The 14036-nt window shown below is 60.7% G+C and carries 10 protein-coding genes and 2 pseudogenes; 5 read left to right on the top strand and 7 right to left on the bottom strand.

Going from position 1 to position 14036, the window contains the following annotated elements; all coding sequences use genetic code 11:
* Positions 1 to 71: 71 nt before the first annotated feature.
* A pseudogene (locus Q4543_RS02220) lies at positions 72 to 916 on the top strand (IS256 family transposase); the annotation flags it as partial.
* 299 nt (positions 917 to 1215) lie between these two features.
* Here Q4543_RS02220 and Q4543_RS24590 read toward each other — a convergent pair.
* Positions 1216 to 1404 (bottom strand): DUF6538 domain-containing protein, encoded by a 189-nt coding sequence (locus Q4543_RS24590; RefSeq protein ID WP_368502145.1) that lies wholly within the window; start codon positions 1402 to 1404, stop codon positions 1216 to 1218.
* Positions 1405 to 1590: 186 nt separating this feature from the next.
* Between Q4543_RS24590 and Q4543_RS02210 the strand changes: the two are divergent.
* Positions 1591 to 2564 (top strand): annotated as a pseudogene (locus Q4543_RS02210) (IS5 family transposase).
* A 363-nt stretch (positions 2565 to 2927) separates the two neighbouring features.
* Here the strand turns inward: Q4543_RS02210 and Q4543_RS02205 are convergent.
* The gene (locus Q4543_RS02205) at positions 2928 to 3668 is read right to left on the bottom strand and encodes a sulfite exporter TauE/SafE family protein (protein WP_303436128.1); all 741 of its coding nucleotides are present in this window, start codon (positions 3666 to 3668) and stop codon (positions 2928 to 2930) included.
* Positions 3669 to 3839: 171 nt separating this feature from the next.
* Positions 3840 to 5288 carry a PLP-dependent aminotransferase family protein gene (locus Q4543_RS02200; protein ID WP_303436126.1) on the bottom strand — a complete coding sequence of 483 codons (1449 nt, stop codon included), beginning with the start codon at positions 5286 to 5288 and terminating at the stop codon, positions 3840 to 3842.
* An 877-nt stretch (positions 5289 to 6165) separates the two neighbouring features.
* On the opposite strand from Q4543_RS02200, the gene Q4543_RS02195 reads away from it, so the two are divergent.
* The 3 genes from Q4543_RS02195 (at position 6166) to Q4543_RS02185 (ending at position 9317) form a co-directional block, all read left to right on the top strand.
* Positions 6166 to 7164 (top strand): ABC transporter substrate-binding protein, encoded by a 999-nt coding sequence (locus Q4543_RS02195; protein ID WP_303436124.1) that lies wholly within the window; start codon positions 6166 to 6168, stop codon positions 7162 to 7164.
* Between the two features lie 87 nt (positions 7165 to 7251).
* On the top strand, positions 7252 to 8052 hold the full coding sequence (locus Q4543_RS02190; RefSeq protein WP_303436123.1) for a taurine ABC transporter ATP-binding protein: 801 nt from the start codon (positions 7252 to 7254) through the stop codon (positions 8050 to 8052).
* 11 nt (positions 8053 to 8063) lie between these two features.
* Complete coding sequence (locus Q4543_RS02185; protein ID WP_303436138.1) at positions 8064 to 9317, top strand: ABC transporter permease subunit; 1254 nt, start codon at positions 8064 to 8066, stop codon at positions 9315 to 9317.
* A 742-nt stretch (positions 9318 to 10059) separates the two neighbouring features.
* Here the strand turns inward: Q4543_RS02185 and Q4543_RS02180 are convergent.
* Genes Q4543_RS02180 through Q4543_RS02165 form a run of 4 tightly spaced genes read right to left on the bottom strand, consistent with a single transcriptional unit; the run spans position 10060 to position 14018 of the window.
* Positions 10060 to 11088, bottom strand: a complete 1029-nt coding sequence (locus Q4543_RS02180) for an ABC transporter ATP-binding protein (protein WP_303436122.1) — start codon at positions 11086 to 11088, stop codon at positions 10060 to 10062.
* Position 11089: 1 nt separating this feature from the next.
* The gene (locus Q4543_RS02175) at positions 11090 to 12154 is read right to left on the bottom strand and encodes an ABC transporter ATP-binding protein (protein WP_303436121.1); all 1065 of its coding nucleotides are present in this window, start codon (positions 12152 to 12154) and stop codon (positions 11090 to 11092) included.
* Positions 12154 to 13056 carry an ABC transporter permease gene (locus Q4543_RS02170; RefSeq protein ID WP_303436120.1) on the bottom strand — a complete coding sequence of 301 codons (903 nt, stop codon included), beginning with the start codon at positions 13054 to 13056 and terminating at the stop codon, positions 12154 to 12156. Before Q4543_RS02170 ends, Q4543_RS02175 begins: the two co-directional genes overlap by 1 nt.
* Positions 13053 to 14018, bottom strand: a complete 966-nt coding sequence (locus Q4543_RS02165) for an ABC transporter permease (RefSeq protein ID WP_303436119.1) — start codon at positions 14016 to 14018, stop codon at positions 13053 to 13055. The genes Q4543_RS02170 and Q4543_RS02165 overlap by 4 nt, the downstream gene beginning before the upstream one ends.
* Positions 14019 to 14036 lie beyond the last annotated feature (18 nt).

Below are 14036 nucleotides of genomic sequence, written 5' to 3'. Positions count from 1 at the left end.
GCAGCGCGACTGACAAGCTCGGCCCGCCGGTGAGCGCGAGGCCCGTCGTGAGCTACACCATCAGTTGGGACATCATCGGGCCGGATGCCGAGGGGCTGTCGTCTTCGACCATCACCCGCCTGAAAGCGACGTGGTGGGAGGCGTACGAGGCCTGGCGCAAGCGTGATCTGAAGAGCAAACGCTCTGTCTGCATCTGGGCGGACGGGGTCTGCTTCACGCCCCGCCTGGATGAAGATCGTCAATGTATGTTGGTGATTATCGGCGCTGACGAATTCGGTGAGACGGACGTTTTGGCGATCATGGACGGGGTCCGCGAAAATGCCGACAGCTGGCGCGACCCTCTGAAAGGACTGAAGAAACGTGGCTTGACCGATCCGCCGGAGCTGGCCGTCGGCGATGGGGCGGTCGGGGTCTGGACGGCGCTGCGCGAGGCCTTTCCCGGCGCGCGCGCGCAGCGATGCTGGGTCCACAAGACGGCGAACGTTCCGGGGGCCATGCCCAAATCCCTGCATGACAAGGCCAAGGCGAACCTGCAGGACATCTGGATGGCCGGGACGAAGAAGGAGGCGAATGCCGCCATCGATCTCTGCGTCGAAACCAACGGCGTGAAACACGAGAAGGCCGTCGGCAAGCTGGTCAAGGACCGCGACGAGCGCCCCGCCTTCTACGACGTCCCGGCCGAGCCCTAAAAGCCTGTCCGGACCACGACCCCGATAGAGAGCGTCTTTGCCACGGTCCGCAATCGCCCCCGGAAAACCAGGGACTGCCTCAACCGCAAAACGGCCCTCGCCATGGTCTTGCGGTTGAGGCAGCCAGGAAGACGTGGCGGAAGATCTCCGGGCCATAACGTCTGCCCGAAATCATTCAGGGGATTGAGTTCAAAAACGGCATCAAGCAATTCCAAGCCGCCACCTGATGACAGCCGTCCCCAACTTTTGGGCAGAGCTCGGAAGGGTTAGGTGCTCAGCTGACCTGCGGATCAAGGAGCCCCCCATGAGCAAGGACATGATCTCACAAACCGCCGCGTTGAAAGGTCGCGAGGCGGTTGTTGCCCTTGTGCTTGAGGTAGAGGGACATGCTTTCTGGGAGCTTGATGGTGCTGGTTGCTGCTTCGAAGATTGGCGCTGCTATAGAAGTGGGGGTCGCTTGGGGATCCCGCTGCAGCCGGAGCATCTGCTTCCCGGGCAACTCTTTGGACTGCGAGCGCAGGTGGAATCAGTACTCGTCGAGCTGATCAGCCGCACGTCTGGCCCTTGCCTCGGCGATCCGGGCGGACCTCGTGCGAAGCGAGAAGACGATGCGGGGCGAAGTGTAGTGGCTCTTCAGCTCGGTCGGGATGCGACGGCTAAAGTAGAAGATTCCTGATTTCACGAAGGTGAATGAGGGGGAAATGGTCTCCAACATGATCTACGGCTCCAAGCAGTTGCAAGATTTTTAAGCGATACCAATGCTTTACCGAATACAATGGGCCCCAGACGACGCCGAAATCGTGTTTCGATCCGTCGGGCGGGCTTTGTTGCACAAATATCTTGATGGGATTCACTGTTTGAGTCCAGCGTGATAGCTGAAGGGGAAGAGCAGTTGGTCCCCATGAAGTACGAGACCAGAAACTGGCCTTCGCACAACACCGCGCTGAAGCAACGCGGTTCACTTTCGATCTGGTTTGATCCCGAGATGATCTGGGTGCCACCCCCTGGCGGCAAACGTGGTCGGCAACGCCAATTCAGTGACGCCGCGATTCAAACCTGCCTGACACTCAAAGTCCTGTTTGGCTTGCCATTGCGGCAAACGACTGGCTTCGTGGAAAGCTTGTTGCAGTTTGTCGGACTGGACTGGACTGGGCTGTTCCGGATTTCAGCACCCTGTGTCGTCGTCAAAGAACGCTGAACGTAAGCCTACCGTATCGCGGTGGAACCGGCCCATTGAACCCTCTCATCGACAGGACCGGCATCAAAGCCGAAGGTGAAGGCGAGTGGAACGCTCGCAACCATGGCGGCTCCAAGCGGCGCGTTTGGCGCAAGATACACATAGGGATCGATGAAGAAACGCTGGAAGTTAGGGCTGTCGAGGTCACCACCAGAAATGTGGGTGACGCACCCATGCTACCCGAGCTATTGGGTCAAATCCCGCCTGATCAGGACATCGGATCGCTCACAGCGGATGGTGCCCCCGGGGCTCCGCCCGTGCAGGGCTGAATTGATCCACTGGATCAATTCCAGGCCGCCTTTCACCCCGTAAATGCCACGACGCGATTGCTGCTCGAGGGGCTAATGCCGTCATACCCCCGCGAAAGAACAAAGCCGTGGAAGCCCACGAGCGCGGGGGCCATCGCCCGAAACGAAGCGGTCAACGCATCGCGATATCTGGGCCGCGCCATATGGCGGCGATGGAGTGGCTACCACCGCCGGAGCCGTGTCGAGACCAAGATGCATTGTGTGAGATTAACGGGCCAATCGCTTTTGGCGCGGGACTGTGATCGGCAAGTCGCGGAAATCCAAATCCGCTTCGCAATTCTCAACCGCTACACCGCTCTTGGCATACCCGTCACTGAGGCCGCAGGGTAAGTCCGAACGGGAATGGGAAAGCACATTTAAACCCTGATTTGTGAAACAAAGCCCCACGAATGCGGAAGCTGTCCCCGTTGGAGGCATTGAATTTCGTCGTCGATCGACGGCGCCAGCCTGCCCGAGATCAAACCCGGGATCAATCAGGCGACCTCGGGGATCGGGCACGTGATCGCTTTGTTCCGCGCAGCTTCTCCATCGTCGGGAGAGAGAGGTTGCGCTTTGTCTGTGACATCCCCCAAAGGATTTTTCTTAGCGTCCACGAAGAGGCATTTTGCGGTCTGAGCGCAAGGTGCGCGAAAAGCAACAAACGACCTTGGCAGCATGTGCCAGAGCCGTTCCTGCCCGGAAAATCTCTCGTGTTCAGAGATAGGCAGCCAGTCCGCGCCAGCCCGAAATCACGGCGGACACGGCCATCACACCGATTGCGATCGTCCGATACTGGTCAGAGCCAAGACGTTTGAACGCCTCTGTGCCAAGCCATGTGCCAAAGATCAGACCCGGAACCGACAGGCCCACCAGAAACAGCATGTGAAGATCGATCGCCCCGGCAACGGCCAATCCCGGTGTGGCGATCAGGGCCGAGAAGAAGAAGAATATCAGCAAGGAGGCGCGGGTTTCCTTCGCGGGCATTCCGACCCCAAGGTAATAGGCCACGGCGGGCGGCCCGGGCATGGCGGCGAGGCCCGAAAACACGCCGGAAGCGACACCGGTGACTGCAGCCAGATGCCCGCTGGGGCGTGGCTCGGTGGGTTTGTAGCGCAGCAACAGCAACAGCCCGAACATCACCGACACGGAAATCAGGATGCGCGCTGCATCCGGCGTCATCACGGCCAGGGCAAAGATTCCGATGGGCGTTCCGACCAAAGAGCCAAGCGCCAAGCGCAGCAGCGAAGGCTTGTGAATATCTTTGCGCAGCGCACGGACATCATGAAAGCCCACGATCAATTGCATCAGCACGGCTAGCGCGACCGCTTCCAGTGGTGGCAGGACCAGCGACACAACAGGCACCGCGACAATCGCGAAGCCAAAGCCGGCAATGCCGCGAATGATAGACGAGAACAGGACAGCAACAACAACAAACAATACTATCATGACGGTCATGGGCGGCGCTCCAAAGGTGAATGGCCGTTCTCTAGCGCAGAGTCTGCGGCCAGGATCGGGCCAGCGATCTTATAACCATTGGGCCAGTTTGCGCCGCTACGCCTGCCTATGGCGGTTCACCCACAGCGGGTCGAGGTTGCTGCAAGGGCTGGGCGCGTCTTCGGCCCGGACTTACAGGCGCGCCGCGATTTCTCCGAGCTTGCGCATTCCGGGCACGATTGTCTGCGTTTCAGTGACGGAAAGACCAAGCCTCAGGAAGCGCCCTCTCTGGTGCGGCTCCACGAATGGATCGCCGCTTTCGAACAGGATCCCCTGCGCCATCGCCTCCTGCAAAAGCAGATGCGCATCCAGCCCCTCGGGGGCTTCCAGCCAGACGCTTCGCCCCGGATGGCACGGATCGGGCGCGCGGAACCCGGGCATCAGGTCCGGCAGATGAGCCATCACCGTTTCCCAGCGCGCCTGATAGGTGCTGCGCAATTTGCGGACAAGGTTGCGGTAATAGCCCTCCGCCAGAAAGATCGCCGCAGCCCGCTGGTTGTTAAGTGGGGCCGAGCGGTGAATCAGTCGCCGCAACCACCGCGCTTCCAGGATGACAGGCGCGGGGGCCACGATGTAGCCAAGGCGGACTCCGGGTGCCAGTACTTTGGACAAGGTGCCCAGATAAAGGACGCGCCCCTCTTTGTCGCGGGATTTGAGAGCAAGGTCCTTGGCGAAGGACACGTCGCCTTCATAGTCATCTTCGACGATCAGGAAATCCTCTTTCGCCGCGAGGGCGAGGGTCTCGTTGCGCCGGGCATCCGACATCACGGTCATTGATGGACAATGCGCGCCGGGGGTCAGAATCGCCAGATCCAACCCTGCATTCGGCGGGATGACCGCCCCTTGCGTGTCGACGCTCAAGGGCACCAGATCAGCCCCGGCCAAGTCGAAAATGAACCGTGAATCGGGATAGCCGGGCATTTCGCATCCCACCCGTTTTCCAGCCCCGGACAACAGTTGCGAAATAAGGTACAGCCCCTCCTGCGCCCCGAGGGTGATCATCACCTCTTCGGGGCGGGCATAGATGCCGCGATCGGGCAGAACCTGAGTCAGGATCTGCTCGATCAACATGGGGTCGTCATCCACGGCCCGATCCGCCCCCCACCAGTCCACCGAGGCTCGTCCCAGCATGTCCCGCGACGAGCTGCGCCAAGCGTTCAGTGGGAACAGCCCGGGGTCTACCTGACCATAGATGAACGGGTATTTGTAACTGCGCCAGTTCAGAGTCTTGCGGATGTGGTTGAGCCGTGACGGATGATGGTTGAGACGGCCTTCCCAATCGAGCGTAGCCGCAGGATCGCTCCGATCATTCGCCGGAGGCTTGCTGTCGCTGACAAAATAGCCCCGACGGGGGCGCGCCTCCAGGTATCCGCGCGCCATCAGTTCCTCGAAGACGGCGGAAACCGTATTGCGTGCAACGCCCAGTTGATCGGCCAGAAGCCGCGTCGAGAGCATCTTGCGCCCTGGCATCAACTGGCCCGAGTCGATGGCCGTGATGATACCTCGGCGCAACTGGCTCTGGATCGGCTCCTTGCTGTCGCGGTCGATGGAAACGGGCAGCGAGTGAATGGCGGGCCTCATGGGCGGTTAATTCGGAGCGCGGGCGACGTCGCTTGCAGAAGCTTGGTCCTATGACAGTCGGCGCGTCGAGGCAGCACATCTGTGTGCCGATTAAGCTGCGACGAATTCCTGCCTTTTGCAAGGCGGTTGGCGATCAAGCGAACCTCAGGCGCGCGCAAAACCCCGAATTTTCTTCCCTATGGGGTCGGGGCAGGGTCGACCTACATAGGATCGGACAGCCCTGTGACGTCCATCGCTCAAGCGGTTGAAGAGGCCCACGCACCGTTTTGGCCTCCTCTGGTCGGACAGTCTCCGGCTCAGGGCTGCCTTGATCGCCTGCACAAGCGCGCTCTCGAAATACACCGAGACACACCATCGCGCGCTCCCGGCGGCCGGCTCGGTCCCGCTCGCGATGGTCGAAATTCCTGCGCGATTCCAAACATCACACCCCGCGCAACACGACTGGGAACCCCGCGATCTTCGTAAGCTGCATGAAAACTGAGCAGCGGAACTGTGGGGGAGACTCAGCCAAAATACCGCGTGCATGTCGGCAAGTCGTTAGAAAAAAAGAGATATCATATCGTCCAGAAAATGCCGACCCTGATCGTGCGTTCAAGTTTGTCGGGACAATCGTTCTGATTTCCTGAACCGACAGGCCACCGAATTGACCACATAGGGGGGGCATCCTTTAGCTCTTGCAATGCGTTTGACACAATCATCCGCCCGTCCCGGAAGAGATCGCTCCGGGGACCACGCAAGCCTCGGGCATCCTCCCCTGACAAAGGATTACTCTTTACGATCACGATCACCACGAGATGCAGGACACACTGCACTGGATCGGACCTACAGATCACAGCCCCCGGACACAGAGATGTCCGACCCCAGCAAGGAGAACCACATGACGACCTTTCTGAAACTGCGCTTGGGCGCCTCTTCGATGGCACTGGCGAGCTTCGCCGCCGCCACCTCCGCCTTTGCGCAGGACACCCTGACCGTCGGATATTTCCTCGAATGGCCGATGCCGTTTCTCGCCGCGAAAGCCGACGGGGCTTATGAAGAAGCGCTCGGCATGGAGGTGAACTGGGTCAGCTTCGAGACCGGCACCGCAATGTCTGCGGCCATGGCCTCTGGCGATGTGCAAATCGCCGTCAGCCAAGGCGTGCCGCCCTTCGTGGTCGCCGTATCCTCAGGTCAGCCGCTGCAAATCGTCGACGTGGCGGTGAGCTATTCGGATAACGACAACTGTGTCGTGGCGACCGAGCTGGAGATCACCAAGGACGACGCCGGGGAGCTGGCAGGCAAGAAGGTCGCCGTGCCCCTCGGCACCGCCTCGCATTTCGGCTTTCTCAAGCAGATGGATCATTTCGGCGTTGATATCTCGACCCTCGAGATTGTCGATATGGCTCCGACGGACGGGGCCGCTGCCCTGGCGCAAGGCTCTGTCGATTTCGCCTGCGGTTACGGCGGTGGGCTTTCCCGCATGAAAGAGCACGGCAATATTCTTCTGACCGGCGCGGAAAAGGAAGAGCTTGGCATCCTGATCTTCGACGTCACCTCTTCGCCTTCCGATTTCATCGTCGAGAACGAAGCGCTGGTCTCGAAATTCCTCGCCGTCACAGCCGAAGCCAATGCGACTTGGAAGGCGTCGCAACCAGCCGACATGCTGACCAAAATCGCGATGGAATCCGGCATGGACGAAGAGGCCGCGCTGGCGTCGATCTCCGGGTTCACCTTCCCGACGATCGAACAGCAGGTTTCCGGAACGTGGCTCGGCGGCACGGCTGCAAGCTACATGAAGGGCGTTGCCGACGTGTTTGTCGAGGCCGGTGCCATCCCTTCGGCGCTCGACAGCTATGAAGGCACGATTGCCCTCGGCCCGCTCAACGCGATCAAGTAATCGGCGCGACGATCAACACCACATGCGGCGCATCTGGCGCCGCATGTACATCCTGACGACAAACCCTCATGGACAGGGAGTTCCCAAGTGGGCGATCTGACAATCAATGACATTTCCATGCGTTTTGAATTGCCGGACGGCTCACACGTTCAGGCCCTGCAAGACGTGTCACTTCAGCTGAAAAAGGGCGAACTTCTCTCCGTCCTTGGTCCTTCGGGATGTGGCAAATCCACGCTTTTGAACATCCTAGCAGGGTTTCTTGCCCCCACCTCGGGCACGGTGACTCTGGACGGCAAGCAGGTTACGGGCCCCGGCCCGGAACGCGGCATGGTGTTCCAGAAAGGCGCTTTGTTCGAATGGATGAGCGTGCGGCACAACGTGGATTTCGGGCCGCGCATGAAGAAGATGGAAGAGACCGAACGCAACACGATTGTCGAGAACCTTCTCGATACGGTGGGTCTGCGCGATTTCAAGAACAAGGCGGTTTATGAACTGTCTGGCGGCATGCAGCAGCGTGTCGCGCTTGCGCGGTGTCTGGCCAATGATCCCGAGGTGATCCTGATGGATGAACCTCTGGGCGCGCTCGATGCCCTCACCCGTGAGAAGATGCAGGGGCTTGTGCTCGATCTGTGGAAGAAGACCGGCAAGACGATCATCCTGATCACCCATTCGGTCGACGAGGCCCTGTTGCTGGGCGAACGCCTGCTGGTGATGGCGCCGCGCCCGGGCCGGATCTTCAAGGAATATAACCTTCCGTTTGCCGATCGGGCCGTTGGCGCCGACCTCAGAACCGTCAAGGAGGACCCCGATTTTGGGGAAACGAAAAAAGAAATCCTTCAGATGATCTGGGAAATGGAAGAAGAAATCATGGGCGGGGCTGAGAGCTGAACATGTCTGGTATTATCGTTCTATTGATCTACGTGGGCCTGTTTGTCGGGGCCTTTGCCCTCGTGAAATTTGCCCGCGGCTTCATGAGCAAGACCACGGATTTTACCTCGCTCAAGACCGTGACCTTCGGCGATGAAAGCGCGGTTGTTCCGGATCGGGCGGCGTCGATCATCTCGGTTGCGATGATCTTTCTTGTCTGGGGGGCATTCACGGACTCCAAGCTGGTTCCGATCCATATGCCGGGACCGTTCCGTGGTGAGACGAGCTTTACCTACACCGCCGAAAACCCGGCCGGTGAGACCGCTCAAGCCACGGTCGATGTGCTCGTGCATCCGGCGGGCGAAGTGGTCGACGCGCCCGAGTCGGCGGCGTCCAGCGGCTTTGCACAAGGGGACGCGGCCACTGTGGCGGAATGGCGTTCGGTGCTCATTCGTGCACAAGCCAATGACGGTGAAGACAGCAAGATCATCGCCATCGAGGGCAAAGCCATTGCTCCCGGAGAGACGGTCAAAGTGCGCCATGGCGAGGTGACCATGACCGGAAAAGGCTCTTTGAACTTCTCCCCCGACGCAGGCTGGCAGATGGAACCGATCTGGCTGCCGTCTCCCGAAGCCGCGTTCTCACGGTTCTGGGAAATCGCCACTGACGGCTACCAGAACGTCTCGCTTGCCGAGCATGTCGGCTGGTCGCTGTGGCGCGTGATCGCAGGTTTTCTGCTTGGCTCTCTTGTCGGTATTCCCTTGGGATATGCGATGGGGCTTTCGGGCTGGGCGCGCGGCTGGTTTGATCCGATCGTCGAGTTCATGCGCCCGGTCCCGCCACTGGCCCTGATCCCTCTGGTGATCATCTGGTTCGGCATTGGCGAAAGCGGCAAGATCGTGCTGCTGTTCCTCGCGGCGCTCTGGGTGATGATCATTTCGGCCCGCGCAGGCGTGTCTGGCGTCAACATCACCAAGGTGCAGGCCGCCTATTCGCTCGGGGCGAGCAAATGGCAAATTCTGCGCCACGTGATCGTGCCCAATTCCCTACCGGAAATCTTCACCGGCGCACGGGTCGCCATGGGGGTCTGCTGGGGGACGGTTGTGGCCGCCGAGCTTGTCGCGGCGGAAAAAGGCGCCGGCAAGATGATCGTTGCGGCGTCCAAGTTTCAGGCCACGGACATTGTGCTTATGGGCATCGTGTTGATCGGTCTGATCGGTTTTGGCATCGATATCCTGATGCGAAAGGCCGAGGCATTTCTGGTGCCATGGAAGGGCCGCAGCTAGGGTCTCGACTTCGGCAACAGGGTCAATCCAGACAAGCGTTTCCGGCCGCGCGAGGTTTGCGGCCAGATTTTTTTTGCGCAAAGTGGGGGGCGAGCGCATGACCGCTTGCCCCTGACACCGTTCTCCTACGGTCTTTGTCCCAAGTATGCTAAAATCGGTGTGCGATGAAATACGCCGATGCAGAGTTGGCTCTCTGCGACATGGCGGTTGAAGTCACGGGCCATGCACTGCCCGACAAGCGTATCGTCAAGATGCCGCCGAGGGGATGCCAGATCACGTGTGGCGCATCGACCGCCGCGAGGGCACCGACGGGCACGTCTGCCAGCAGCAGGTGGCGCCCGAACCATCTTGGGATCAAAGCAACCTCTCACACCTGCAAGCACGTGCGATCGGTCAAGGGATCGGGAGTGATCCGCATTGCTTCTCTGCGGGGGAGAGGATGGCGAGTTCCCGGTTTTGTACTGCGTCGGGCCAACGGCTCATGCCAACCAGCTATCGCGCAGAATATATGCGGTGAACCCCAGACGGGTTATTGAAATAAAGCCGTCTGGGGCAACAATCACATCGGCAGTGACGCGCCGACGATTGACGTCAGAGCGGTCCAGATCACGTGGCGCATCGCCAGCCCTTCTCGGCGGTTTCGCAATGCAGGTCGCCTGCGGCGCTTCCGTGACGATCGTATTCGGCGATGCTTCCTTCCAAGCCCGAGGATGGATCGTATCATCGCCATGGGATCAAATAGCTATACCATTTCAGGCTCGTTGGCTGGTGCCATACCTTCGGCGCTGTACAGGTGGCAGCGGACGCGCTGTGTCCCGATATCGTTCGCCAGTGCGGGCGGCTCGGTGCGGCACAGGTCGGTCGCATAGGGGCAACGGGACGAAAACCGGCATCCGGGCGGGACATTCAGCGGCGAGGGCACGTCTCCTGACAACTCGACGCGTTCCCGGCTGCGCTCGCCCGATACCGACGGGATCGCCGCCATGAGCCGCTGGGTATAGGGGTGACGTGGGGCAGTCAGGATGTCTTCGGCAGGGCCTTCTTCGACGATCTGCCCAAGGTACATCACCGCCACATGGTCGCAGATATACCCGACTGTCGCGATGTCATGCGAGATATACAAAACCGCCAGTCCAAGCTCCTTTGACAACTCGTCAAGGATTTCCAGAACACTGGCCTGAATCGACACGTCCAGCATCGATACGGGTTCATCGGCAACGATGAACTTCGGCTCAAGCACCAGCGCCCGGGCGATGGCGATGCGTTGACGCTGCCCGCCGGACAGGGCGTTGGGATAGCGGTGCAGGTATTCGCTGGCCGGAACCCGCACCAGATCCAGCGCATGGGCGACCTTCCGGGCGCGATCTGCGGCGGTGCCGATGCGGTGAATGCGCAAAGGCTCTTCGACTATTTCCCCGATGGTCAGTCGCGGATTGAGCGAGCTGTAGGGGTCTTGAAAGATCAGCTGGGCCTGATGGCGATAGGATTTCAGTTCAGCGCCCTGCACATCGGTAATGTCATCGCCAAAGAAACGGATCTTGCCGCCCGTGGGCTGGTACATGCGCACAAGCGACATTCCGAGCGTGGACTTACCGCAGCCGGATTCGCCGATCAGCCCAACCACCTCCCGGCGTCGGATGGTCAGATCGACACCGTCCAGCGCGCGCACGGCGACAGGTTTTTGTCCGGTGAGGGCGCTGAACACGCCAGACCGCAGGGCAAAATGCGTCTGAAGGTCCTGTGCCTGGATGACGACCGCGTTGGTGTTCATATCAATTCTCCTTCCGGCGCCATGTTTCGGGCTGCTGTGCGATGGCGCGAAATTCAGCGGCGCGGTCGATGTAGTGGCAAGCGGCGCTTTGGCGGGTTTCGGGACGCGCTGCCGGGGGCGGGGTCGACCGGCACAGATCCGTGGCGAAGGGGCACCGGCTTGCGAACCGGCACCCATGTGGAGGGGATGACAGGTTCGGGACGGTGCCGGGGATCGAAATCAGCGGCAACCGGGGTTCGCCCTTGCGCGGCAACCGGGGAAAGGCGTTCTGCAAGCCCATCGTGTAGGGATGCGTGGGCTTGCCCAGCACGTCGGCGGTGCTACCGGATTCCACGACCTGACCTGCGTACATCACCGCGATGGTATCGCAGGTTTCCGACACGACGGCGATGTCGTGGGTCACAAGGATCATCGAGCGCCGCATCTGCGCATTGATCCCCCGGATCCGGGCCATGATCTGATCCTGCATGATCGGATCAAGCGCCGTTGTCGGCTCGTCCGCCAGCAACAAGCCTGCGTTCAGGCTAAGCGCCATGGCGATCACCGCGCGCTGGCGCATGCCCCCCGAAAACTGGTGCGGGAATTCATGCAGCCGACCGGCGGGAAGGCCGACGATGGCGAACAGCTCTTCGGCGCGCTGCCATGCTTCGGTCTTGGACACGCTGACATGGGCGCGGATGGATTCAACGATCTGATCGCCGACGCAATAGACCGGATCAAGCGAGTTCATCGCGCTTTGAGTGATCAGGGCAAGCTGCGTCCAGCGCACATCGCGCAGCGCGGTTTCGGACAGGCCCAGAATGTTGTGCCCGTTCAGCTTTGCCTGCCCGGTGATGGCGGTCTGGAGGGGCAAAAGCCCCATCAGCGATTTCACCACCGTGCTTTTGCCGCAGCCGGATTCCCCGACAAGCCCCAGCGTGCTGCCCGGTTCTACGGTAAAGCTGACCTTGTCCACCGCGTGAAACGGGCCTTTGGTGGTCTGGTAGCTGATGCTCAGGTCTTCGACCTGTAGCAGGGCTGCGGGTTTGGATCGCAGATCCCTGGCGAGTGCCGTTTCAGTCTGCATTATACCCTCCGCAGGCGTGGGTTGGTCTGTTCTTCATAGCCGCGGCCGATCAGGTACAGCGACGAGACCAGAAGCGTCAGCGCAAGGCAGGGTGGCACGACCCACCACCAAGCGGTGCGCAGGCTGCCGCTGGAAAACGCGGTGTTCAGCATCTGGCCCCAGCTGATCACCGACGGATCGCCCAGACCCAGAAAGCTCAGGCTGGCCTCGGTCAGGATGGCAAAGGCCACCGACATGGTGATCCACAGGAACACCACGCGAATGGTGTTGGGCAGGATGTGATGAAAGATGACATGCGCATGCGACGCTCCCGCCGCGCGCGCCCAGCGGACATAGACCCGCTCGCGTTCGGTCAGCACCGCAGACCGGATGATGCGCGCGCCGTTGCGCCAGAACAGCACCGAAATGACCAAGATGATGTTCTGCAGGCTCGGCCCCAGTAGCGACACCGCCACAATGGCAAAGGGCAAGGTCGGAATGCTGAGCGCCACATCGGTCAGGCGCATCAGAATGTCATCGATCCAGCCCCCGAAATACCCCGCCACGATGCCGACCACGGTCGACACGAGGCCTACGGCAAGCGCGGCCACAAGCCCCACGATCATCGCCACACGGGCCCCATGCATGAACTGGCTCAGCACGTCGTTGCCATAGGCGGTGGTGCCGAACGGATGCGCCAGCGTCGGAGGAGACAGTCGGTTCAGCCGTCCCGCTTCGGTCATCATCACCTCGTAGGGGTCATATGGGGCGAAGATCGGCGCCACGATGGCCAGCACGATGAACATGCCCAGAATGATCAGCCCCGACGCGGCAAAGCTGTCCTGCATGAGCAGCCGGAAGGTCTGCCGCAGCGAGGCCAGCCAGCCGTGGCTGGCGCCAGAAGAATGTGAAAGATCGCTCATTTGTATACCACGCGGGGGTCCAGTTTGCCGTAGAGCAAATCGGCGGCGAGGTTTGCCACCACGATCAGCACTGCCAGCAGGAAGAAGGCCGATTGCGCCAGCGGATAGTCCTGACGCGTGACGGCGAGGACCAGTTCACGCCCGACGCCGGGCCAACTGAAGACGATTTCAACGACGATCACACCGGCGATGGTTTCGGCCAGCGCCGGAAACAGCCATGTGATCAGCGGAAGCAGGGAATTGCGGCCAGCGTGCCAAGCGACACGGGCAGGCGCGACGCCTTTGGCGCGCACCAGTTCGATGTAATCTTCGGTGCGGTTCTCGACCACGCCGCTGCGCATCAGCAGCAGGTTCTCGGGCAGGAAGTAGATCGCCACGGCGATCAGCGGCAAAGCCAGATGGTGCAGGAAATCCAGCGAGAAAATCCGCCAGCCTTCCTGTTCGACTCCGACCGAGCTCATGCCGAAGGCCGGAAACCAGCCAAGGGTGCTGGAAAACAGCGCCAGCATCGCGATGCCGATCACGAAATTCGGCACGCCCCGGATGATCGTCGCGAGATAGATGCCGGTGGTTTCGATGCGCCCGCCACGCGGGGCCCAGCCCACCAGAAGCCCCAGCCCAGAGCCGATCGCAGCCCCCAGCAACAGGCCCGGAACCGCCACCCACAGGGTGTTCACGATCAGCGGGAAAAGCACCTCCCACACCGGTTTGCGGTAAAAGAACGATGACCCGAAATCCCCTTGGATCAGGTTCAGCATGTACGCGACGTACTGATCCCAGAGCGAGCCGGTCAGGCCCCATTCCTGCAATAGACGCTGTTGTGCCTCTTCGGTCATCCCGCGGTCCATCAGGATTGCCGTGGGATCGGATGGCATCACGCGGAACATCACGAACATCACCGTCGTGACAGCCCAGATCACCAAGGCGCTCTGGGCAAGGCGGCGAAGGATATAGCCCCTCATCGATTGGTCTCCATTTTA

Source organism: Salipiger sp. 1_MG-2023, assembly GCF_030547555.1.
Lineage (GTDB): Bacteria > Pseudomonadota > Alphaproteobacteria > Rhodobacterales > Rhodobacteraceae > Salipiger.
This window is presented reverse-complemented; position numbering and strand designations above follow the sequence as displayed.